The organism is Corallococcus sp. AB011P (assembly GCF_003611605.1).
Lineage (GTDB): Bacteria > Myxococcota > Myxococcia > Myxococcales > Myxococcaceae > Corallococcus > Corallococcus coralloides.
Genome location: NZ_RAVX01000025.1, coordinates 1 through 22644, shown reverse-complemented (window position 1 = coordinate 22644; position 22644 = coordinate 1). Strand labels below are relative to the sequence as shown.

General features: G+C 70.2%; 16 protein-coding genes. 7 read left to right on the top strand and 9 right to left on the bottom strand.

All coding sequences use genetic code 11. From position 1 onward, the window contains the following. Positions 1 to 101 precede the first annotated feature (101 nt). From D7X30_RS36420 to D7X30_RS36405, 4 genes are all read right to left on the bottom strand, one after another. On the bottom strand, positions 102 to 5450 hold the full coding sequence (locus D7X30_RS36420; RefSeq protein ID WP_120567583.1) for a hypothetical protein: 5349 nt from the start codon (positions 5448 to 5450) through the stop codon (positions 102 to 104). A 117-nt stretch (positions 5451 to 5567) separates the two neighbouring features. Continuing rightward, positions 5568 to 6938, bottom strand: a complete 1371-nt coding sequence (locus D7X30_RS36415) for a hypothetical protein (protein ID WP_120567582.1) — start codon at positions 6936 to 6938, stop codon at positions 5568 to 5570. A 52-nt stretch (positions 6939 to 6990) separates the two neighbouring features. After that, the gene (locus D7X30_RS36410) at positions 6991 to 8208 is read right to left on the bottom strand and encodes a threonine ammonia-lyase (RefSeq protein WP_120567669.1); all 1218 of its coding nucleotides are present in this window, start codon (positions 8206 to 8208) and stop codon (positions 6991 to 6993) included. An 86-nt stretch (positions 8209 to 8294) separates the two neighbouring features. Further along, entirely contained in the window at positions 8295 to 9524 is a 1230-nt protein-coding gene (locus D7X30_RS36405; RefSeq protein WP_120567581.1) for a Glu/Leu/Phe/Val dehydrogenase, read from the bottom strand. A 68-nt stretch (positions 9525 to 9592) separates the two neighbouring features. Here D7X30_RS36405 and D7X30_RS36400 point away from each other — a divergent pair, with 68 nt between their 5' ends. Beyond that, a complete protein-coding gene (locus D7X30_RS36400) occupies positions 9593 to 10087 on the top strand; it encodes a helix-turn-helix domain-containing protein (RefSeq protein ID WP_120567580.1) in 495 nt (164 codons plus the stop codon). Positions 10088 to 10120: 33 nt separating this feature from the next. On the opposite strand, the gene D7X30_RS36395 is transcribed toward D7X30_RS36400, so the two are convergent. After that, a complete protein-coding gene (locus D7X30_RS36395) occupies positions 10121 to 12547 on the bottom strand; it encodes a DEAD/DEAH box helicase (protein WP_120567579.1) in 2427 nt (808 codons plus the stop codon). Positions 12548 to 12615: 68 nt separating this feature from the next. On the opposite strand from D7X30_RS36395, the gene D7X30_RS36390 reads away from it, so the two are divergent. Beyond that, complete coding sequence (locus D7X30_RS36390; protein WP_120567578.1) at positions 12616 to 13749, top strand: RNA polymerase sigma factor RpoD/SigA; 1134 nt, start codon at positions 12616 to 12618, stop codon at positions 13747 to 13749. Positions 13750 to 13798: 49 nt separating this feature from the next. Here D7X30_RS36390 and D7X30_RS36385 read toward each other — a convergent pair whose 3' ends face one another. From D7X30_RS36385 to D7X30_RS36370, 4 genes are all read right to left on the bottom strand, one after another. Further along, positions 13799 to 15364, bottom strand: a complete 1566-nt coding sequence (locus tag D7X30_RS36385; protein WP_120567577.1) for a beta-ketoacyl synthase N-terminal-like domain-containing protein — start codon at positions 15362 to 15364, stop codon at positions 13799 to 13801. 29 nt (positions 15365 to 15393) lie between these two features. Continuing rightward, positions 15394 to 16869: a hypothetical protein gene (locus D7X30_RS36380; RefSeq protein WP_120567576.1), complete on the bottom strand. Its 1476-nt coding sequence runs from the start codon at positions 16867 to 16869 to the stop codon at positions 15394 to 15396. An 81-nt stretch (positions 16870 to 16950) separates the two neighbouring features. Beyond that, on the bottom strand, positions 16951 to 17658 hold the full coding sequence (locus D7X30_RS36375) for a hypothetical protein (RefSeq protein ID WP_120567575.1): 708 nt from the start codon (positions 17656 to 17658) through the stop codon (positions 16951 to 16953). Between the two features lie 27 nt (positions 17659 to 17685). After that, the gene (locus D7X30_RS36370; protein ID WP_120567574.1) at positions 17686 to 17994 is read right to left on the bottom strand and encodes a molecular chaperone DnaJ; all 309 of its coding nucleotides are present in this window, start codon (positions 17992 to 17994) and stop codon (positions 17686 to 17688) included. 56 nt (positions 17995 to 18050) lie between these two features. Here D7X30_RS36370 and D7X30_RS36365 point away from each other — a divergent pair, with 56 nt between their 5' ends. From D7X30_RS36365 to D7X30_RS41775, 5 genes are all read left to right on the top strand, one after another. Continuing rightward, positions 18051 to 18809 (top strand): DUF4159 domain-containing protein, encoded by a 759-nt coding sequence (locus D7X30_RS36365; protein ID WP_120567573.1) that lies wholly within the window; start codon positions 18051 to 18053, stop codon positions 18807 to 18809. A 28-nt stretch (positions 18810 to 18837) separates the two neighbouring features. Next, on the top strand, positions 18838 to 21117 hold the full coding sequence (locus tag D7X30_RS36360) for a glutamine amidotransferase (RefSeq protein ID WP_120567572.1): 2280 nt from the start codon (positions 18838 to 18840) through the stop codon (positions 21115 to 21117). A gap of 38 nt (positions 21118 to 21155) precedes the next feature. Further along, the gene (locus D7X30_RS41785) at positions 21156 to 21725 is read left to right on the top strand and encodes a hypothetical protein (RefSeq protein WP_147443411.1); all 570 of its coding nucleotides are present in this window, start codon (positions 21156 to 21158) and stop codon (positions 21723 to 21725) included. Further along, complete coding sequence (locus D7X30_RS41780; RefSeq protein ID WP_147443410.1) at positions 21718 to 22098, top strand: hypothetical protein; 381 nt, start codon at positions 21718 to 21720, stop codon at positions 22096 to 22098. Before D7X30_RS41785 ends, D7X30_RS41780 begins: the two co-directional genes overlap by 8 nt. A gap of 262 nt (positions 22099 to 22360) precedes the next feature. Continuing rightward, on the top strand, positions 22361 to 22624 hold the full coding sequence (locus D7X30_RS41775; protein WP_147443409.1) for a hypothetical protein: 264 nt from the start codon (positions 22361 to 22363) through the stop codon (positions 22622 to 22624). Positions 22625 to 22644 lie beyond the last annotated feature (20 nt).

The window sequence follows — 22644 nt, the reverse complement described above, 5'->3', positions numbered from 1 at the left end:
TCGTCGTCCCAGCCTTGAAATGAAGAGAGGGGCCTCGGGTGACCGGGGCCCCTCTTTTCATGCGCGGTGGGGGCGGGCCGCGCCGCCCCCGGTGTGACGCTTCAGCCCTCGGCCACGGCCTGCACGCTGGCGCGGTAGATGAAGATGCGCGCGGTGTTGGTGCGGGTGTCGGCGGGGATGACGAAGAAGCCCGGGGTGGGGCCCTTGAAGTCCTGGGAGAAGCCGGCCACCTGGCGGCCGTCGTTGAAGGTGACGCGGATCTTCGAGCCCTCCGCCTGCGGCTGACGCGCGCCCGCGGCGAGCATGAAGAAGATGGCCTTCACGCGCTTGCCGGGGATGCGCTCCGGGGCGAAGCCGCTCTGCTGCTCCAGGGAGATGGTGTCCTCCAGGAGGTCCGCGTCGCGGATGGTGCCGCGCTTCACCTGTCCTTCGACGGTGTGGATGATGACGCGGTGTTCGCCTTCCACGAAGGAGCTGGCGGCGGACGTGAAGCCGGGCCCCGGCACTTCGAAGAGCGTGTCGTCCGTGGGGCGCAGGTGGTTGGCGGACGCGGCGACGGCCGGTGCCGAGGGGGCCACGGGCGCCGGGCTCTTGAGTGTCGGGCTGGCGGGTGTCAGCCGGGCCACGGGCAGGGAGGGCGCGGCGGAGAGTGACAGGGCCGGCGCGGGCGGCGGAGGGATGGCCGCGACAGGCAGGGCGGGGAGCTCCTCGACGAGCTCGATGTCGGCCACGGGCTCGGAGTCCACCTCCTCGACGTCGAGGGCGGGCGTGGCGTCGAGCTCCGCGTCCACGTCCACGGCGGGCTCTTCCCAGCCGGCGGACGGGGTGGGGGCGGTGATGTCGGTGAGGGAGACCTCTTCCTCGGCGACGGGCTCGCTCCACTCGGCGGCGGGGGCGGGGGGGGCCTGCCAGGTGGACGCCGCGGGGGCGGCGTCGGCCATCCACTCGGGCTGGGCCTCCTGGGGCGCGGCCCAGGCGGAGCGCGCGGCAGGGGCTTCAGGGGCGCCCCATTCCGGCGTGGAGGGAGCGGCGCTCCACTCAGGGGCGGCCTCCTCGACCGGGGCGTCCCAGGGCTGCTGGGCGTCGGTGGACGGCTGGGCCCAGGCGGAGCTCGCGGAGGAGTCCTCGGTGGCGGCCCACTCCGACTGCGCGGAGGCGTCCGTGGCGGCCCACGGCTGCTCCGCGCCCGGGGTCACGGCCTCCGGGGTCGCCCATTCGGGCTGAGCTTCGAGGGGGGCTTCTTCGGCGGCGGCCCACTCCGGCTGTGCGGCGACAGGCTCAGAGGCTTCCGTGGTGGCCCATTCGGGCTGCGCTTCGATGGGGGCCTCTTCGGCAGCGGCCCACTCCGGCTGTGCGGCGACAGGCTCAGAGGCTTCCGTGGTGGCCCATTCGGGCTGCGCTTCGATGGGGGCCTCTTCGGCGGCGGCCCACTCGGGCTGCGCGGCGACGGGCTCAGAGGCTTCCGTGGTCGCCCACTCGGGCTGTGCTTCGACGGGCGCGGCTTCTTCCGTGGTCGCCCACTCGGGCTGCGCTTCGATGGGCGCGGCTTCTTCCGTGGTCGCCCACTCGGGCTGCGCGGCGACGGGCTCAGAGGCTTCCGTGGTCGCCCACTCGGGCTGTGCTTCGACGGGCGCGGCTTCCTCGGTGGCCCACTCCGGCTGGGCCTCGATGGGAGCCTCTTCGGCGGCCCACTCGGGCTGTGCCGCGACGGGCGCGGCTTCCTCGGTGGCCCACTCCGGCTGCGCTTCGATGGGAGCCTCTTCGGCGGCCCACTCGGGCTGTGCAGCGACGGGCGCGGCTTCCTCCGTGGCCCACTCCGGCTGGGCCTCGATGGGAGCCTCTTCGGCGGCCCACTCGGGCTGCGCGGCGACGGGCGCGGCTTCCTCCGTGGCCCACTCCGGCTGGGCTTCGATGGGAGCCTCTTCGGCGGCCCACTCGGGCTGTGCAGCGACGGGCGCGGTGGCTTCTTCCGTGGCCCACTCAGGCTGCGCCGAGACAGGCGCGGCCTCTTCGGCGGCCCATTCGGGCTGCGCGGCGACGGGCTCGGAGGCTTCCGTGGTCGCCCATTCGGGCTGCGCTTCGATGGGCGCGGCTTCCTCGGTGGCCCACTCCGACTGCGGCGCCGTGGGCGCGGCAGCTTCCGTGCTCGCCCACTCGGACTGCGCGGCGACCGGTGTGGCGGCTTCTTCCGTGGCCCACTCGGACTGCTCTGCGACCGGTGCGGACTCTTCGGTGGTCCACTCGGACTGCGCGGCGACGGGCGCGGTCTCTTCAGCCGCGACCCATTCAGGCTGGCCTTCGATGGGGGCGGCCTCAGCGGTTCCCCACTGCGGCTGCGTGGGAACGGTGGCGCTGCCTTCAGGGGTGGTCCATTCCGGCTGGGCCTCGAGCGGCGCGGCTTCTTCAGCGGCGGCCCATTCGGGCTGCGCGGCAATGGGCGCGGCTTCTTCCGTGGCCCACTCCGGCTGCGCTTCGATGGGGGCCTCTTCAGCGGCGGCCCACTCCGGCTGCGCGGCGACGGGCGCGGCTTCCTCCGTGGCCCACTCCGGCTGGGCCTCGATGGGGGCGGCTTCTTCCGTGGCGTTCCAGTCGGACGTCTGTGCCGGCTGCGCGGCGTCGACCTCCGGCGAGGCCCATTCGGACTGGGCCTCGATCAGCGGAGCCTCTTCGGACGGGGGCGTCCATCCGCCCTGGGCATCCGCGACGGGCGCCGTCGTGGATGCGGCCCATGCGGATTCGGTGGCCGGGGCATCCCACGCGGGCGCGGCGTTCGCGGTGGGCTGTTCGGACGACGCGGTGCCGGACCACGCCTGCTCCGAACCGGTGCCCTCCGCCGTGTCAGCGGTGGCGGCCCACTCGGGCTGGAGCTCGATGGGGGCGGCGGGCTCCACGGCATCGGCGGCCCACTCGGGCTGGAGCTCGATGGCGGCGGACGTGTCCTGCAAGCCCACGGTGGCGGTGGAGTCCGAGGGCTCACCCTCGGCGGACCACGCCTGCGCATCCTGACCCGAGGTGTTCCACGCGGAAGACTCGGTGGACTGTGTTTCGGCGAGCGACTCGGAGGCGGTGGCCAGCGGCACGGCGTCGTCGGCACTGCCGCTCAGCTCACCCCACTGTTCCGATGCAGGGGCCACTTCGGCCGCAGGCTCGACATCGTCCGAGCCGAGCTCCAGCGTGTCGGCTTCGATGTCCGGGCCGACCGGGATGCTGCGGATCCGCAGCGACGGAATGCCCGACTCATTCGCGAACGGGGAGGGCGGCGGAGTGAGCTGCTGCTCCTCTTCGGCTCCCAGGTCGGCCACGTCGAAGGTCTGCGCCTCCACACCGGCCGCGACCGCCGAAGCATCGCCGCCAACGGACCCATCCGCGGCGCCTTCGTAGGCGACATCGTTCGCGTCGAGCGCGATCTCCTCGGCGGGGACTTCCGCCTCAGGGGCGTCGCCGGACTGCCAGTCCGCCGAGACATCACTCGCGTCGAGCGCGATCTCTTCGGCGGGCGTCTCCGCGCCAGCCTGCCACGTCTCGGCGGCGACCCCCGCCGGATCATTGGCCTGCCACTCCGTCGCGACGTCATCCGTGCCGAGCGTGATCTCCTCGGCGGAGGTCTGCACCGGAGCCGTGTTGTCGGCCTGCCACTCCGTCGCGACATCACTCGCGCCGAGCGCAATCTCCTCGCTGGCCGGGGCGTTGCCCGACTGCCAATCCGTGGCGACCTCGCTCGAATCGAGCGCGATCTCCTCGGCGGGAGCTTCCGTCGCGCCGGCCTGCCACTCCGTGGCGACATCCTCGGCTCCGAGGGCGATCTCCCCCGCGCCTTCCGGTGAAGCACTCGGATCGGCCTGCCACTCGGTGGCGACGTCATTCGTGCCGAGCGCGATCTCCTCCGCTGCGGCCTCGCCGCCGGTCTGCCAGTCCGAGGCGACCGCGACCTCCTCCGCCGCGGCCTCGCCGCCGGTCTGCCAGTCCGAGGCGACGTCGTTCGTGCCGAGCGCAATCGCATCGGCCGCCGGAGCCTCACCCTCAGCCTGCCAGTCCGTGGCGACGTCGCTCGTGCTGAGCGGGATCTCCTCCGCCTCCGCGGTTGCCTGCCACGCAGCCTCGACCTCGGTCGTGCCGGTCGCCAAGGCCTCTCCACCGGACTGCCAGGTCTCCGCGCTGGCCGTCTCCGGCTGCCACTCCGTGGCGACCTCGCCCGCGTCCAGGGCGATCTCCTCCGCGGGCACTTCCGTGGCTGCGGCGCCGTCGGTCCACGCCTCCGCGATGTCACCCGCGCCGAGCGCGATCTCTCCACCTTGCTCCGGCGCTCCAGCGACAGGGTCCGCATCCGTCCCCCACGCTCCCGCCGTCTCCGTCGCGACCGCCTGGGCCTCCTGCACGGCGGCTTCCACCGGCGCGGAGGACTCCGCCGTCGCGACGTCGCTCCAGTCCCACTCCGAAGCCGCGCCTTCGGCCGGCGCCGTCGGCTCCACCGCGAGCGGCGCGGTATCGAGCGCGCTGGCCCGGGACTCCTCGGACTCCACCGCCAGCGGCGCCGCGTCCCACGCCGCGTCCACGGGCGACAGGTCCTCGGCCATCACCGCCTCGGCGACGGGCTCGGCCTCCAGCAGCTCCGCCTCTCCGACCGCGTGCTCCGCGGAGGCCAGCGCCTCCGCCATCGGATCCAGACCGGACGTCGCCGGGGCCTCCGACTCGACCTCCATCGACAGGTCCGCGAACGAATCCTCCAGCGAGGGCTCCGGCTCGGCGGCGGCCACCGGGGGCGGCGTCTCCGTCGACAGACCGGAGAAGTCCTCTTCGGCGCTCGTGTCCCACGTCTCCGCCGGAGCAGGCGCCGTCGCCACGGGTGCCTGGGGCATCCACGGCGCGGGTTCACTCAGAGAGGGGATGTCGATGTCGTCCGTGCTGAGGTTCAGGCTGTCCGGCTCGGCGGGCGCCTGCGGGGCATAGGCCTGCGGATCCACCGGGGCCGCGTAGCCCGCCGCCGCGTTCGGGTCATACGCTGCGTTCGGGTCGTAACCCTGCTGCGCCCAGGCCGCCGCCGCGTTCGGATCATGGGCCGCGGTGTTCGGATCATACGCCGCAGCGTTGGGGTCGTAGCCGGCGGGGTAGGCGTACCACTGGCCATCCTCGCCGTAGTAGCCCTGGGCGTTGGGGTCGTAGCTGGCGGGGTAGGCGTACCACTGGCCATCCTCGCCGTAGTAGCCCTGGGCGTTGGGGTCGTAGCCGGCGGGGTAGGCGTACCACTGGCCATCCTCGCCGTAGTACCCCTGGGGCTGCTGCTCGGGCTGGGCCCACGCCTGAGCCGCCGCCGCGGTGTCCGCCGCGTCCTGGATGCCCAAAAGGCCGCGCAACTCGACCCAGCGAGCCTCCTCGACAGCGGACAGGCTTCCCAGCTTCCGCTTCTCATCCAGGAAGCGGAACTCTCTCATCGCGGCGCGCGTATCGGACATCCGTCACCTTGCTGCGCCAGCGTCTTGGGGGGACCGCCGCAGCGAAAATCTTGGAGGCCCGCGAGTGTAGGGGACTCCCGCCAGGGGGTAAACCAATCCGCCACGCCCGACCGGCCGCTACCTCCCCGAGAGGGCGGCACGCACCGCCAGATCCAGGCCCGCGAAGTCCTTCTCGTAGGCGGCCTTCAGGGCCTCCTGGAAGGACTCGGCCTGGCCCGCCTTCTGGATGAAGTCCAGGAGCTTCTCCTGGCCCCCCAGCCGCACCAGCTCCCGCACCGCCATGGCGGATGTTCCATAGGCGACTTCCGGCTGGGACATGGAGATGGGCGCCTGCGAGTCCATGTCCGACAGCTTCGGCAGCCGCCCCTGCTTCGCCTGGCCCTTCATCACGTCGCGCAGGTAGCGCGGGGGGCCGTCCAGCCCCAGGTAGCGCCACTCGATGTACTCGGCCAGGCCCTCGTTGAACCAGCGGGGCAGGGCGCCGCCGCCGCGCGGGCAGATTTCGTCCACCGCCGCGTGCACGTACTCGTGCACCAGGGTGGCCTTCGTCGCCTGTGTCAGCTCCGCCGCGTCGTTCATGCGGATGGCGTTGTCGTGGTACAGGCCGGCCACCCGGGCCGCGTACGAGGGGCCCAGGTGCGTGGCGAACTCGTCGCGGGTGTAGAGCACCACGTTCAGCTGCCGCTCGCGGGCCCGGCCCAGCGTCCGCTGGGTGAAGTCATAGGCTTCATCGAGCGCGGACACGACCTTGCCCTCGTACTCCGCGCGCTGCCCGAAGTCCCGGTCGCTGTTGAAGTAGCGGATGGCGAAGCGGCTGTTCTGGCGCACGCGCATGCCGTCCTTGCCCACGCCGGATTCGTAGCTCAGGCTCGCCGGACGGACCTCTCCGCCCGCGGTCCCCTTCACCTGGCGCGTGTCCCCCGGGGAGGGCTCGCCATTCATCCGCTGCTCCAGGCGCTCCGCCTCGCGCCGCGCGGCCCCTTCCTCCGACACCTGAGCGCGCGCCTGCTGCATCAGCTTCTTCGCCTCCGCGGCCTCCTTCGACTTCGCGGGCACCTGCTGCAGCGTGGCCAGCGCCCCCGCCGAGTCCTTGTCCAGCAACTGCAACCTGCCCAGCTCCAGCGCGAACGCGCCGTCCTTGGGGAAGTTGGCCAGGCCCTTCTTCAGCGCCTCCTCCGCGGAGGCCCGTTGATCCGTCTTCAGCGCGGAGCGCGCCAGGCAGCGCAGGCCGCCCGACGTCTCCTGGAAGGCCACGGCGCGCTCGCCCAGCGAGTACGCCATCACCGCGTCCTCAGCGAGCAGCGCCTCGCAGCCCTTGAGCAGCGGGCCCGCCACGGACGGCCGCTGCGCCTCCGGGTAGGAGGCTGGATCCGCGGCGGCGAACGCGAGGTACAGCTCCTCCCACTCCTTGTGGGCGGCCAGCTCCTTCGCCTTCTGCGCGGGAGGAGCTGCGGCGAGGAGCAGCAGGGCGATGAGGGGCGTGTTCATGGGTTTCCGGAGTATCGCCGAAGCCCCGAGCGCCCGCGCAAGCCTCCCCGCCCTACGTCCGTGCGACCTGCCAGCCCTGGGCCTCCAGCGCGGCCATCAGCTCCTGGATGTGCGCGTGCCCGGTGGTCTCCAGCATCACCTCCACCGTGGCCTCGCCCAGGCCCGCCTTGGAGAAGGCGCGGTCGTGGTGCAGGTCCACCACGTTGGCGCGCATCTCCGCGATCTGCGTGGTGAGCCGCGCGAGCACGCCGGGCCGGTCCGGCAGCCGCACCTCCAGCTGCACCAGTCGGCCCGCCTTCACGAGGCCCCGCTCGATGATGCGGCTGATGACGTTCATGTCGATGTTGCCGCCGCCCACGATGATGGCGACGCGCTTGCCCTTCGCCTGAGGAATCCGGCCGTTGACGAGCGCCGCCAGCCCCGCCGCGCCCGCGCCCTCCGCCACCGACTTCTCCTGCTCCAGCATCATCAGGATGGCGGCGGCGATCTCCTCCTCGTCCACCGTCACCATCGCGTCCACGTACTTGCGCACGTGCTCGAAGGTGAGCTCCCCCGGCACCTTCACCGCGATGCCGTCCGCGATGGTGGTGCCCGCGTTGGTGAGCTCCGTGCGCTTCCCCGCATCCAGCGACGCCTTCATGCTGGCGATGGTGGAGGCCTGCACGCCCACCACCTGGATGCGCGGGTTCGTCTGCTTCAGCGCCACGGCGATGCCGGAGATGAGCCCGCCGCCGCCCACCGGCACCACCACCAGCTCCAGGTCCGGGCACTGCTCCAACAGCTCCAGCGCGATGGTGCCCTGGCCCGCGATGACGTGCGGGTCGTTGAACGGATGCACGAACACCAGGTCCTCCGCGGCCTGGATGCGCAGGGCCTCCGCGTAGGCCTCGTCGTAGTTGGCGCCCTTGAGCACCACGCGCGCGCCGTAGTCGTCACGCGTGCGAGTCACCTTGATGAGCGGCGTGCGCTCCGGCATCACGATGGTGGCGCGGATGCCCAGCCGGCGCGCGTGGTACGCCACGCCCTGCGCGTGGTTGCCGGCGGAGGCCGCGATGACGCCGCGGCGCTTCTCCTCCTCCGTCAGCGTCAGCAGCTTGTTGAGCGCGCCGCGCTCCTTGAAGGCGCCGGTGCGCTGGAGGTTCTCCAGCTTGAAGTACACCACCGCGCAGTCGGTCTTCTCCGTGAAGTAGTCCGACGCGGGGCACGGCGTGGGGCGCAGCGCGGTGCGGATCCGTTCGCGCGCCGCCTGGATGTCCTGCAGGGTGACCATCATGGCCGGGCGTCTAGCGGAAGCGGGCCCCGCACGGAAGCGGCCCGGAGCCCCACGCCTGCCTGCCGCGTGCGCGGCGGGGTGCGTCAGATGCCGCGCAGCACCGTGGCCTTGCCCACCCGGCCAATGGCCAGGATGTAAGCGGCCGTCCGCATGGAAACCTTACGAGACCGTGCAATCTGCGCCACCCGGTCGTAGGCCTCCTTCATCGTCTTCTCCAGCTCCGCGTTGACGCGGTCCTCTTCCCAGGAGACGTGCTGGAGGTTCTGCACCCACTCCAGGTAGCTCACCGTCACGCCACCCGCGCTGGCCAGGATGTCCGGCACCACGAAGATGCCGCGCTTCTCCAGGATGTCGTCCGCCTCCGGCTGGGTGGGGCCGTTGGCGCCCTCCACCACCAGGCGCGCGCGCACGCTGTTGGCGTTGTCGCGGGTGAGCACGTGGCCCAGCGCCGCGGGGATGAGCACCTCGCAGTCCGCCGCGAGCACGTCCTCGTTGGAGCACGGCGTGCCGCCGCTGAAGCCCGTCACGGTGCCGGTGCGCTTCACGTGCTCGAAGAGGGACGGCACGTCCAGGCCCATGGGGTTGTACATGCCGCCCAGCACGTCGGACGCGGCCACCACCACGCCGCCGTCGCCCCAGATGAGCTGCGCGATGTGGCTGCCCACGTTGCCGAAGCCCTGGATGGCGAAGCGCGTGCCCTTCACCGGCATGCCCAGGTCGCGCAGGATTTCACGGCACACGTAGAGCAGGCCGCGCCCGGTGGCGGCCTCGCGGCCCTTGGAGCCGTACAGCTCCAGGGGCTTGCCCGTCACCACCGCCGGGGAGTGGCCGTGGTAGCGCGAGTACTGGTCCATCACCCAGGCCATCACCTGGGGGTTGGTGTTGACGTCCGGCGCGGGGATGTCCCGCGTGGGCCCGATGACGTCTTGGATTTGATCCACGAACTTGCGCGTGAGCCGCTCCACTTCCTTGAGGCTCATCTGCGCGGGGTCGCACGCCACGCCGCCCTTGGCGCCGCCGTAGGGCACGTTCACCACGGCCGTCTTCCACGTCATCAGCGACGCGAGCGACACGCACTCGTCCTGGTCCAGGGCGGGGTGGTAGCGCAGGCCGCCCTTCATGGGGCCGCGGCTGTTGTCGTGCTGGATGCGGTAGCCCAGGAACGTGCGGATCTCGCCGGAGTCCATCTCGATGGACACCTGGACCTTCACCTCGCGCAGGGGCGTGGCCAGGAGCGTCTCGATGGGCGTGCCCACGTCCATCACCCGCGCGGCCTTGCGGAAGTAGTAGTTGGTGCCGTCGACGGCGTTCATGGTGGGCTTCACTCCTGAGGACAGACGGAAAACCTTAACAGAAGGGGTGCGCTACGATGAGGGCGTCCATGCGCCCCCATTCCCCGGACGACAGCGACGCCGGTTCGTCCCTGCAGGGACTGGCGCGGCGGATCCGCACGTTGCGCGAGCGCCGGGGCCTCACCCAGGAGGACTTCGCCGCCCGGTGCGACATCTCCGTGAGCTTCGTGTCCCTGCTGGAGCGCGGCGAGCGCAACCCCAGCTACGACACGCTCCTCCAGGTCGCGGCCGCGCTGGAGCTGCCGCTGGGGGAGCTGTTCCGGCTGGAGGACGCGGAGGACGCGGGGGCTCATCGGCTGGTGGAGTGGGTGCGGCTGAAGAAGCTGGGGCGCGACGACGTGGACCGCCTGCTGGCGGTGGCGGAGGCGATGTTCAGCGGCGGGCCGGGCGCTTCGACTCCTCCGGCGAAGGTGGGCGGCGAGGCCTGCGCTTCACCGGAGTGCGGCCGGCCCGTGCTGGCCCGGGGGCTGTGCGTGGCGCACTACCACCGGGCCCGCAGGAAGAAGACGGCTCCGGAGCCTTGAGGGAGCTGTGAGCCCCCCCGAGGCACGGAAACACTACTTACGCTTGGCGCGCTCCACCTTGAGCGTCTTGCCCTCGCCGTGCGGCTTGCCGTGGGTGGACTCGAAGCCCGCCACGTCCTCCTCCGCCACGAAGACATACGCGTACGTGGGGCGCAGGTCGATGCGCAGCACCTTGCCCGCCGGAGCGCCCGCGGCCTCCAGCGCGGCGGTGACGCCAGCCTCGTCCAGGCCCTCCTGACGGCCCAGGCCCACCCACAGGCGCGCCTGGCCGGGGATGTCCTGCAGGGCCTCATGACGGGGGCGGCGCTCTTCACGCTGGCCGCGCGGACGGTGCCGCTCCAGCTTCAGCGGCTTGTCGTTGTGCGCCTTGCCGTTGAGCGACTCGAAGCCCTCGGCGTCACCTTCCGGCACGTAGACGTAGCCGTAGGTGGGGCGGGTGAGGGCCTTGATGACCTTGCCCGCCGGCGCGCCCAGGGACTCCAGCGTGGCGGGCAGCTTCGCCTCGTCCATGCCGTCGTCCATGCCCAGGTTCACCCAGAGCTTCACCTCGCCGGGGCCCGCGTCAGGGGACGGTGGCGGGCGGGTGCTGGTGGCGTCGCGCTCGCTGCGCGGCTTGCTCTTCTCCACGCGCAGCGTCTTGCCGCCGTGCTGCTTTCCGTTGAGCGCCTCGAAGCCCGCGGAGTCCTCCTCCGCCACGAAGACGTACGCGAACGTGGGGCGCAGTTCCGCGCGCACCATCTTGCCCAGCGGCGCGCCCGCGTCCTCCATGGCCGTGGCGATGCTGCCCGGCCCCAGGCCGTCCGCGGTGCCCAGGTTCACCCAGAGCTTCGTCTCGCCCGGGCCCGCCTCCAGCGCGGCGGAACCGGCACCCCGGCGCTCACCCCGGTCCTCGCGGCGCGGCTCGTCGCGGCGCGGACGGCGCTCGCGGTCCGGGTGCTCGTCGCGGCGCGGACGCTCGGTGCGCTCGCCGCGCTCCTCGCGGCGGGGACGCTCGCGGTCGCGCTCACGGTCGCGGTCCTTGCCCCGGCGCTCCATGGGCTTGCGCTCCGGCGCCGGCTCGCGCTTCTCCGTCTCACCGGCGGCCTGGGCCTTCTCCATGCGCAGGCGGCTGAAGTAGTACTTGATGAGGAAGGCGATGAGGTCGTCCGCGTCCGGCCGCTGCTTGAGCTGCGAGGCCAGGGGCAGGAAGCCCTCGAAGATGCTGGAGCCCATGCCCTCGCGCAGCTCGCGCAAGTGGCGCTCGGTCCACAGGTGCATGGCCTCTTCGGGGGCGGGCATCTCGCGCATCTCGAACTTGATGCCGAACTTCTTCTCCAGCACGGTGAACGTCGCCAGCTCGCGCCCGGAGAAGAGGTTGATGGCCGTGCCCTTGTTGCCGATGCGGCCCGTGCGGCCCACGCGGTGCAGGTAGACGGCGGGGTCCTCCGGCAGGGAGTAGTTGATGACGTACTCCAGCCCGGAGATGTCGATGCCGCGCGCCGCGATGTCCGTGGCGACCATGAAGGCCACCTCGCCGCGCTTCACCTTGCCCATCACCCGCTCGCGCTCCTTCTGCGGCAGGTCTCCGTTGAGCAGCTCCGCGTCGAAGCCGTTGCGGTTGAGCACCGCGGTCACCAGCGCCGTGTCATCCCGCGTGTTGCAGAAGATGATGGCGTTGGAGGGCTCCTCCTTCTCCAGGATGTAGATGAGGTTGCGCGGCTTGGGGAACTGGTCCGACACGTCGTAGCGGATGTGGTGGATGTGCTCCACCGTGAAGACGTCGCCGGACAACAGCAGCGTCTCCGCGTTCGTCGTGTAGCGCGCGATGAGGTTCTGGATGTCCGTGGGGACGGTGGCGCTGAAGAGCAGCACCTGGCGCGTCTTCGGAAGGCGGTCGAGGATGCGCGTGACCTCCTCGTAGAAGCCCTGGTTCAGCATCTCGTCGGCTTCGTCGAGGATGGCGTGGTCGCAGCCGTCCAGCTTGAGGTTGCCACGGTTGATGTGGTCGAAGACGCGGCCGGGGGTGCCCACGATGATGGGCGTGCCCTCTTCCAGCGCGTCCTCCTGCTGCTTCATGGAGGCGCCGCCGTAGATGGCCGCCACCTTCACGCCCTTGTACTTGGCCAGGGTGGTGAGCTCCTCCGCCACCTGGAGCGCCAGTTCGCGCGTGGGGCAGAGGATGAGGGCGCGCACGCGCTTCTCGTCCGCGGGGATCTTCTCCAGCAGGGGCAGGCCGAAGGCGGCCGTCTTGCCCGTGCCCGTCTTGCTGCGGACGATGAGGTCCTTGCCCGCCATCGCGGGACCGAAGGCCTTGGCCTGGACGGGGGTGGGACTGGTGTAGCCGCGCTCCGCCAGCGCGCGGCGGAGGGGCTCGGAGAGGTTCATTTCTTCGAAGCTGATGTCCGCGATGTACTCGCCGGGACGCGTCGAGGCTTCGTCAGGTGCCGGGGCTCCCGGCGTGGGCTCTTGGATGTCGCTCATCGGGCATGGGCATAGCCCCTGCATTACCCTCTGGCAACAATCGCGGCACTTTGGGGTATGGAGCGCGCATGGCGAATGGGAGGAAGAGAACCAATGGTCCGGCCGCCCCCCGGCCCCGCGCGAAGCGCCCCGCGGCCTCCGCCCGGCCGGGGAAGGCCCGGGAATCCGCGCCTGAGGCTCCGGAGGAGGAGGGGGAGGAGGCCGCCCAGGACCCGGACGCCCTGGAGCCGGACCTGGCGGAGCTGAACGAAGCGGAGGCGGAAATCGAGGAGGTCCCCGCTCCGGCCCGCGCCGCCCGGCCGGCCGCCCTGGTGCGCGCGGAGGGCAGCAGCGCCCTCACCAACCGGGACCCCCTCCAGGCCTACATGGCCGAGGTGACGAAGCACCCCCTGCTCACCCGGGAGGAGGAGCACCGGCTGGCCAAGGAGTACCAGTCCACGGGGGACGTGCGGGCGGCCTACCGCCTGGTGGCCTCCAACCTGAGACTCGTGGTGAAACTGGCTCACGAGTACCACCGCAACCCCCTGTCCCTGCTGGACCTGGTGCAGGAGGGGAACATCGGGCTGATGCAGGCCGTGAAGAAGTACGACCCGGACCGAGGGGTGAAGCTCAGCTCCTACGCCGCCTGGTGGATCCGCGCGTACATCCTTCGCTACATCATGGACAACTGGAAGATGGTGAAGCTGGGGACCACCGAGGCCCAGCGGAAGCTCTTCTTCAAGCTGCGCCAGGAGCAGGAGAAGCTCGTCTCCCAGGGCTTCGAGGCCAGCCCGCGCCTGTTGGCGGAGCGCCTCAACGTCACCGAGCAGGACGTGGTGGAGATGGACCAGCGGCTGGGGCACGACGAGGTGTCCATCGACGCGCCGCTGGGCAACGACGGGGACTCGGGCTCCACCCGGGCGGACCGCTACCTGCCGTCCAGCGCGGTGCCCGCCGACGAGCGCCTGGGCGGCGAGCAGCTCAAGGCCCTCTTCCGGGAGAACCTGGCCGCCTTCGCCCAGACGCTGGAGGGCAAGGAGCGCTACATCTTCGAGCACCGCCTCACCGCGGACGAACCGCTCACGCTCCAGGACATCGGCGACAAGTACGGCGTCAGCCGCGAGCGCGCCCGGCAGATTGAGGCGGCCCTCATCAACCGGATGCGCGAGTTCATGCGCGAACGCATCCCGGACTTCGACATGGTGGCGGTGCCCAAGGGCTGACCCGGGGGACGCGGGACAACGCGTCCACCGGCGGCCCGGCGCCTCCCGGCTACTTCCAGGGCCGGGAGATGACGCAGGCGTTGATGCCGCCCACGCCCATGGACAGCTTGCCCGAGCACCCCTCGGGCGCCGCCACTTCCTGGTTGAAGACGAAGCGGCCGTGCACCTTGGCGATCTGCTTGTTGAGCTCCGGGGCGGCCAGCGGCGTGGGGTACACCTTGCCCGCCGCCGCGCCCAGGTACTGCGCCGTGAGCTCCCAGCCGCCGCCCGCGGACATGCCGTGGCCGAAGGTTCCCTTGCGCGCGGTAATGAGCACGGACTCCGGCAGCACGTCGCGCAGGTTCTGCACCTCCAGGAAGTCACCCGGGGTGGCGGTGGCGTGCAGGTCCCAGCTGCCCACGTCCTGGGGCTGACAACCGGCGGCGCCCAGCGCCTCGCGGATGGCCAGCGTGGGGCCTTCCTTGGACGGGGTGATGATGTGGTCCGCGTCCGCGGTGACGCCCACGGCGACGGGCTCCAGGCCCAGCGCCTTGAAGCCCTTCTGCGTGAAGTGCTCGTAGTCGCCCACCACCCACACCACCGAGCCTCCGGCGATGTGCGTGCCGCGCAGCGCGGTGAGGGGCTTGGACACGGCGGCGTCCGCGGAGATGACGCGCGCGTTGTAGAATCCGCCCACCACCAGCGGGTTGGGCGCCGCGTCCGTCATGCCCAGCACCACGGCCTTCGCCTCACCCAGGCGGATGGCGTTCATGGCCAGCTTCAGCCCGTAGCCGAAGGACGAGCACGCGGCCACCGGCGCGAACGTCATGCCGGTGATCTGCCCCAGCATGGACACCTGGGACGCGGGCGTGTTGTGGATGTTCCACAGCACGTTGGAGGACACGGCGTTCCACGGCGGCTCGGGCGCGCTCCACTTCTTCTGCAGGCGCCCGTTGCGCGTGCGCTTCTCCTTGATGACGGCCAGCTTGGCGGACTCCACGTCGCCCTCGTCGGGCACGCCAATGGCTTCAATCTCGCGCAGCTCCTCCAGGTACTCGCGCAGCTCCGGCGAGCGGCCGGCCCAGAAGTGCCACCAGTCGTCCTCCGCCTTGTCGCGCTCCACCTCTTCGATGGTGGAGGGCTCCGGGGGCAGGCCGGGCAGGGGCTCGCGCGTCTCACGCCACTGGCGAACGGCGCCGTTGCGCTCCGGGGAAGCCCAGAAGCGGTCCCACCGGCGCTGGGCGCGGTAGAGGTCCAGGGAGATGTGCTGGATGGTGGGCAGGTCGCCCAGGCCGGTGCCCACGTAGACGTGGGCCTTCGTGCCCAGGGCCTGGAGCTCCTTCTCGATGCCCGGGTTCTGCGACAGCGACTGGATGAAGGCGCCGATGGCGTACTGCGTGGGCTGCCCCATCTTCCGCTCCAGCTGGGAGAAGCGGTTGGCGGGGAAGCGCGCGTCGATCCACGGCTTGTAGTCCGCCAGGTTGAACGTGGGCGTGCCGACGAGGAAGTTGTCCGGACCGAAGCCGTTGAAGGGGGTCAGCCAGGTCTCGGACGACTCGAGGTTCTTCGCGAAGGCCTCGATGTTGGGGGAACGCGGGGCGACCACGCCCCAGCCGAAGATTCCGACTCTGCGCACGGGTGTTTCCTCCGCCGCCCGGGGGAAGGCTACAGCGGCTGGATCTTGAGGTTGTCGAAGTGGACGCGCGTCTGCCAGCCGGAGAACCCGAAGTACTGGTTCCGGGGGCCGTAGAGCGGGGACGCGTCCTGGAGGGTGAGGAAGGGCTTGCCGTCCACTTCCCACGACAGGAGTCCGTCCCGCCGGGTGATCTTGAAGTGGTAGCGCTGGCCGGGCACCACCGCGGCGCCGTCGCGCACGGCGCGGTCGTTGGTGTGCTCGTGCTGGCGCGCGATGATGGACTGGGTGTTCTTCCAGCCGCCGTAGATGAAGACGTAGCCGGTGGCGGTGTACTGCAGGCGCGGGTCGCCCGCGTAGAAGGAGCGGCCGTCGCCCCACGCCTCGACCTTCATGTCGCCGTCAGGGCTGTCACCCCAGGCGTCGAACTCGATGACGGCGTTCTCCGGGAGGGGCTTCTTCAGCCACACCGGGCGGTTGCCCACGTTCTGCACCACCAGCGCCCCGTCCTCGAGCTTCACGGCGGCGGGGTTGGTGACGTTCCACGCGTCACCCAGGGTGTCGCGGTTGAAGTCGTCCTCGGAGGGGCCCGGGGGCAGGGTGGGCTCCTGCTTCGCCACCAGGGTGGCGGGCATGGAGTCCGGCGTGCCGATGCGCAGGTTGTCGAAGAACAGCTGCGACTCCCAGCCGGACAGGCCCAGCCGGTCCTGCCCCTTGCCCTTCAGGGGGAACGGGTCGTCCAGCTCGGCGACCAGCTGTCCGTCGATGGCCCACTTGAGCACGTTGCCGCGCCGCTCGATGCGCCAGTGGTACGTGCGGCCGGACTGGATGGGGGCGCCCACGCGGGACTCCACGCGCACCCGGGTGTCCTTCTTGAAGACGCCGGTGGCGACGAGGTCCGCGCCCTGGCCGCCGCCCTTCTCCGCGACGCGCGCGGCCTTGCGCTGGAGCGCATCCAGCGCGGGGGCGTTGATGTCCTTCCGGGCGATGACGGACAGGCTGTTGTTCCACCCGCCCTGCACCAGCACGTAGCCGGAGGCCGGGTCGCGGCCGTTGCCGAACAGCTCCACGCGGATGTCGCCCTCGGGGTACTCCGGGCGCACGTCGAACTCCACCGCCACGTCGTCCGGCAGCGCGGCCTGGAGCCACAGCGGGTTGTTCTTGGGCGCGGGGCCGAGCAGCTCCCCGTTCGTCACGCGCCAGTAGGCGCCGGTGGAGAAGAAGTCGCGCGCGACGACGGCCGGGTCGTTGAACGACTGCTGGTAGGGCACCGTCGCGGTGACGTCCGCCTGGCCCCGGAAGAGCGCGTAGTGGATGAGCGGGAGCTGGATGAAGGCGACGGCACCCGCGAGGATGGCCCACCCCTTGCGGCTCATGCCGGCGGGCTTGCGCCACCCCTCATGGGGCACGGCGGGCTGGGCGGCGTCCGGGGAAGACGGGACGGAGGCCGCCGGGGGCGACCCTTCCTGCTTCTGCGTGTCCTTGTCCTTGCGGCTGGCCTGGCCCATCGATGCTCGAGGAAGGGGAGGGGAAAGCCGGCGGAATCTACGCCCCGGCCCCCCCGGCGTAAAGGATTGCCGGGACAGGGGTTACTTGACCCCCCAGCGCTTCTCGAGCGCCTGCTGCTCCGCCAGGCGTTGCTTCTGCCGCTGCTTCTCCGCCTTCTGTTGATCCGACTCCTCGGGCGTGGGGCGCACGGCCAACTGGTAGACACTGCCCGCCAGGGCGAAGAGGAGCGCGGCGATGATGACGCCCCAGGGCCGGCTGGCCACCGCCTCCACCAGACCGCCGAACTGGTGCAGCGCCGCCAATGCGCCAATCACCAGCAGCCACGCGCCCACCACCGACGCGACGATGCCGCTCACCTGCCGGTGGAGGATGGCGCCCACCAGTCCGCCCACGATGAAGCCCGGCCCGAAGCCGAGCAGGAAGTCGCTGGGGCCGGCAATCTGGCCCGCCAGCAGCCCCAGCGGCACGCCCACGCCCACGAAGGTGACGGCGGGCGGGAAGAGGAAGCCCAGCGCCATCAGCGCCGCGGCCACCAGGGTGGGCATGCGCGGATCCAGGTCGCCCAGGTTCAGCCGCTGGGTGATGGCGCCCGTCCACACCAGGCCCAGCACCGCGCCCACCGGGCCCGCCACGACGCGGAACAGCTTGCCGCCGCCCGCGAGCAGCAGCACCAGCCCCACGAGCGCGACCACCACGCCCACCCACATGGGGAGCAGTCGATAGATGCCCACCCAGCCGGAGGGGTTGAAGGTCTGGTACGACTTGAGCGCCTGGAGGAAGCCTTCCATGGCGCGGCATCCTAGCGGCTGTGGCCGTCAGGAATAGCGGGTCAGGGCGAGCCCCAGCAGCATCGCCAGGATGACGGCGCCCAGGAGCGCGTAACCGTAGAGGGCGCGGGGCGTTTCGGTGGCACGCAGCAGGTCTTCCGCGCGTTCGCGGTCTTCCGGGGAGGGGCTGCCCGCGAGGATGCGCCGCGCGTCCCGCCGGGCTCCGGCCACGTCACCCTGGTCCTTGCGGGCCCAGGCGGCGCGCACTTCTTCGGAGCCTGGGAGGGAGCCGGGAGCGGTGCCGGGAGCTTGGGGGGCGCCGCCGGGCTCCGGGGGCGTCTGTCCGCCTTTCGCCATGGGGCGCGTCTATACCAGGGAATGCAGGCACCCGCCGACGGTATAAGCAGGTCCCCATGCCTGTGCGGTCTCTCTCCCGTCGAAACCTCCTGCTCGCCACGTCCGCGCTCGTCCCGCTGCTGTCCCGGCGTGCGGCCGCCTTCGGTGAGAAGAGCCGCTTCATCCCCGCCGTGGCCCGGCACGGGGGCCGCTGGGACGGCCGGCTGTCGGGGCTGCGCCGGCTCGCGTGGGAGCTGCAGCGGCGCACGTCCGTGGAGGTGGTGCCGGACGCGCGCCCGTTCGCGCTGAACAGTCCGGACCTCTTCGAGTACCCGTTCCTCTACTTCGGAGGGGACGGGCCCTTCCCGCCGCTGAGTGACGCGGAGGTGTCCAACCTGCGCCGCTACCTGACGTACGGCGGCTTCGTGTTCGGGGACGCCAACGACGGCAGCGACGGGGACGGCTTCGACGCCAGCTTCCGCCGGGAGATGGCGCGCGTGCTGCCGCAGAGCCCGCTGAAGGAGGCGCCGAGCACGCACGTCGTCTTCAAGTCCTTCTTCCTGCTGGACGCGGCGCCGGGGCGGCTGCTGCACAAGCCGCTGCCGCTGGTGTCGAGCGTGGGCAAGCGCGCGGCGATCATCTACTCGCAGAACGACGTGGCGGGCGCGTGGAGCCGCAGCGAGTCCGGCGACTACGAGTTCGACGTGTCCCCGGGTGGCGAGCCGCAGCGCGAGCTGGCCATCCGCCTGGGCATCAACCTGTGCATGTACGCGCTCTGTCTGGACTACAAGGACGACGCGGTGCACCTGCCCCTCATCCTCAACAAGCGGCGCTGAAAGTGCGTTTCCTCGCGCGAACCCTCGAATGAACTCCCCGTCCTTCAACGCGTGGAAGCTCGTCAGCCTGTCGCCCCTGCCGGTCTGGGCGTTGGTGCTGCTGGGCGTGGGGTTGGTGCTGGGCATCGCGCTGGCGGCGTGGGGCGTGCGCCGCGAGCCGTCCCGGGGCCGCAAGCTGCTGCTGTGGGGCCTGCGCATCGGCGCGGGCGTGGCGGCGTTCTTCTTCCTGTTGGAGCCCGGCATCCGGCACCTGCAGGTGGCGCGGATGAAGAACCGGGTGGCGGTGCTGGTGGACCGCTCGGCGTCCATGAACTTCCCGTCGGAGCCGGGCGGGCCCACGCGCAGCGCGCAGGTGGCGGCGTTCCTGGAGAAGGCGGCGCCCACGTTCGCGTCCTGGCAGGACCGCTTCACGGTGGAGGTGTACGGGGTGGATCCGGAGCTGGCGCCGGTGACTGCCGCGCAGCTGGCCCAGGAGCCGGCGCGGGCGGGCACGACGGACCTGCTCGCGGCGCTGCGGTCGGCGGCGTCCGGAGGGCAGGGGGCGCGCAAGCTGTCCGGCGTGATGCTGTTCAGCGACGGCGCGGACAACACGGAATTGAAGGCCGGGGCGGTGGGCCGGGCGCGCGCGGCGCTCACGGACCTGGGCGTGCCGGTGTCCACGTTCCTGGTGGGCCAGGAGGCGCTGAAGGATTTGTCGGTGGAGGGGCTGAAGGTGGATGACTTCGCCTTCGTGCGCAACTCGCTGACGGTGGAGGTGGAGATCCACGGCCGCGGGTTCGCCGGGCAGGACATCCCCGTCGTCTTGAGCCAGGAGGGCAAGACGGTGGCGAGCAAGCTGGTGAAGATGACCACCGGCGACGACGTGAAGCCGGTGTCCTTCACCTTCACGCCGGACCAGACGGGGCGGTTCGTCTACACGGTGACGGTGCCCACGTTCCCGGATGAGGCGGTGAGCGACAACAACAGCCGCTCGTTCACGCTGAAGGTGATTCGCGACCGCGTGCGCGTGCTGCTGGTGGTGGGGCGGCCGTCGTGGGACGAGCGCTTCCTGCGCGGGCTGCTCAAGCAGGACGCGAACGTGGACCTGGTGTCGTTCTACATCCTGCGCACGCTGTCGGACGATCCGGGCGTGTCGAACGAGCGGGAGCTGTCGCTCATCCCGTTCCCCATGGAGGAGATCTTCGACACGAAGCTGCACACGTTCGACGTCGTCATCTTCCAGAACTTCGGTTACTCGGACCCTTCGCTGTCCATCGCGGAGTACGAGCGCAACCTGGAGCGCTACATCCACGAGGGCGGCGCGTTCGTGATGATTGGCGGCGACAGCGTGCTGGGCGAAGGGCGCGCGTCGATGCCCACGCTGATGGAGGCGCTGCCGGTGGAGGCCGCGGGCCCCGCGAACGCGGACCCGTTCAAGCCGCGCCTGACGCCAGAGGGCCTGCGGCATCCGGTGACGTCCATTGGGACGGGCGCGGCGAGCACGGAAGGCTTGTGGGGCGAGCTGCTGCCCATTCCGGGCGCGAACCTGACGCGGGCGCGGCCGGGCGCGACGGTGCTGATGGACCACCCGTTCATGACGGTGGACGGGAAGAACGCGCCGCTCGTGTCGGTGTGGGACTACGGGCGGGGCCGGGCGATGGTGGTGGCGACGGATGCGACGTGGTCGTGGGCGTTCACGGCGCACCGGGATGGTTCGCCGAACCGGGCGTATGACCGCTTCTGGGGCAATGCGCTGCGCTGGCTGGTGAGGGACCCGGACCTGACGACGCTGAAGGTGACAGCGGATCCGCCGTCGGTGGAGCCGGGGCGTCCGGTGGGCGTGGTGGTGCAGGCGCGGATGGCGGACTACCAACCGGCGGACGGCGCGCAGGTGCGGGTGGAGCTGTTCTCCGTGGCGACGCAGAAGCCGGTGGCGGTGCAGACGGGCACGACGGGGGCGGACGGCGTGGTGCGGCTGGAGTTCGCGCCGCCGGCGCCGGGCCCGTACAAGCTGCTCGCGTCCGCGAAGAAGGGCGAGACGGACCTGGGCAAGGGCGAGGACGCGGTGGCGGTGCGCGCGGTGGGCCCGGAGCTGTCGGACGCGTCGGTGCGGCCGACGCTGATGGAGCAGATCGCCAGCATCACGGAGGGCAAGGCGTACAAGCTGCCGCAGGACGGCATGCCGGACGTACCGCTGTTGGATCCACCGGTGGTGGAGGTGGGACGAGCGAAGGACCAGCCGCTGTGGGACCGCTGGTACTACCTGGTGGCGCTCATCGCGCTCCTGGGCGCGGAGTGGTTCGCGCGGCGGCGGTTCGGATACGTGTAGCGTTGTTAATGAGGGCTGTAATACGCAGAGAGGAACCTGTGGAACAGGATGACAAGAAAGATGGAAACGGCCAACTAGTGACTACACCCCAGCCCGGCGTATCGCCCTTGCTTCAATCTCTTTCGGAGGAACGGGCCTTTGCTCAAGGGGCAGTAGAAATTCAACGAACAACGACTGAGACCGTTACTCATAAAAAAGTAAGTACGGAGGTTGTCCGGGTAGAGCCGCAAACTACTGCTATCTCGTTGGACAGATTCAGAGATCCCACGCTGGCTCAAGTCATAGTCAACGAAAGGGATTACTGGCGCAGTGTGTCTGCTGAGTTGGAAGAGAGCAACCGCGAACTGCGTGTGCGAGAGCAGGGGTTGAGAGATGCAAATGGCGCTTTGGATAAGAGGTGCGCACTTGCTGAACATAGCTTGAGAAGTGCTGGGCAAATAGGAGTTCTGGAATCGTTCCTCTTTGCTGTCGGGGGGGTGTTGGCAGGGGCAGGATTTTCAAATGAAAAAGCAATCCTGGCAGGTGCGACAGGTGTCTTGCTGATCGTTGTTGCCGTGATCTCAATGTTGAAGAAGGTGACTAAGAAGGAGGGTGGCGGGAATGGCTGAATTTCAGACAATAACGAATCTGGAGATTCTGGGTGTTTCCGATGCTGGGGATTTGAGCAGGGAACGAGTGATCTTAAAGGCCAACCGCGATTGTGATTTGGCGAACTATCTTCTGCTTGATAACACGTATCTTGGTGATGGTAGCGTTTCTGAGTTAAATAGGCATGTGTATTGGTTTCCGACGTATCCGGTCAAGGCTGGTTCGTATATTTTGTTGTATTCAAAGGAGGGCGATAATCGCTCGATGGTAGATCGGGTGGGTGATACGCTTCATGTCTTTTATTGGGGGCTCAAGAAGACCGTTTGGAATGAGGATGGCGATGCTGTTACGCTGGTTCATACAGGTCGGTTTTCTTGTAAGAAAGTTGGATGAGGGCTTGTTCTTAACCTTGGCTCCAGTGGTTGTGCAGACCGGCACGACGTGAGGTGACTGCATAGTATGGAGCAGAATGCCAGCCTCATGGATGGCAAGGCGTTCAAGCTGCTCAGGATGGAATGTTGGACGTGCCACGGTTAGTCCCGTCTGTGGTGGAGATGAGTCGTGCGAAGGATCAGTCGCTGTGGGACCTCTGGTCCTATCTGGTGGCAATCGGCGCGGAGTGGTTCGCGCGGTGGCGGTTCGGGTACGTGTAGACATGTCGGGCTTCGACTTCACGGTCCATGACCGGTCCGGACAGGTGAAGGTCCAGGCCGATGTCAAAGCTCGCCTGGGCACGACCCGGGAGTGGGCGGCGGGTTACTGGAGCAATCTGGAAGCCGTCGACCTGCGGCCGCGCGGCGAGTTCTTCCTGCGTATCCGTCCGGCCAGTGACGTGCCGGGACGCTTGAAGACAGGCCCCGGCCGTGCTCAGCGAGCGCCGCGAGGAGTGAGCTGGTCAGGGACTGGGCTGGAGGGGTGACTCGAGCGGGTCAGCGGCGC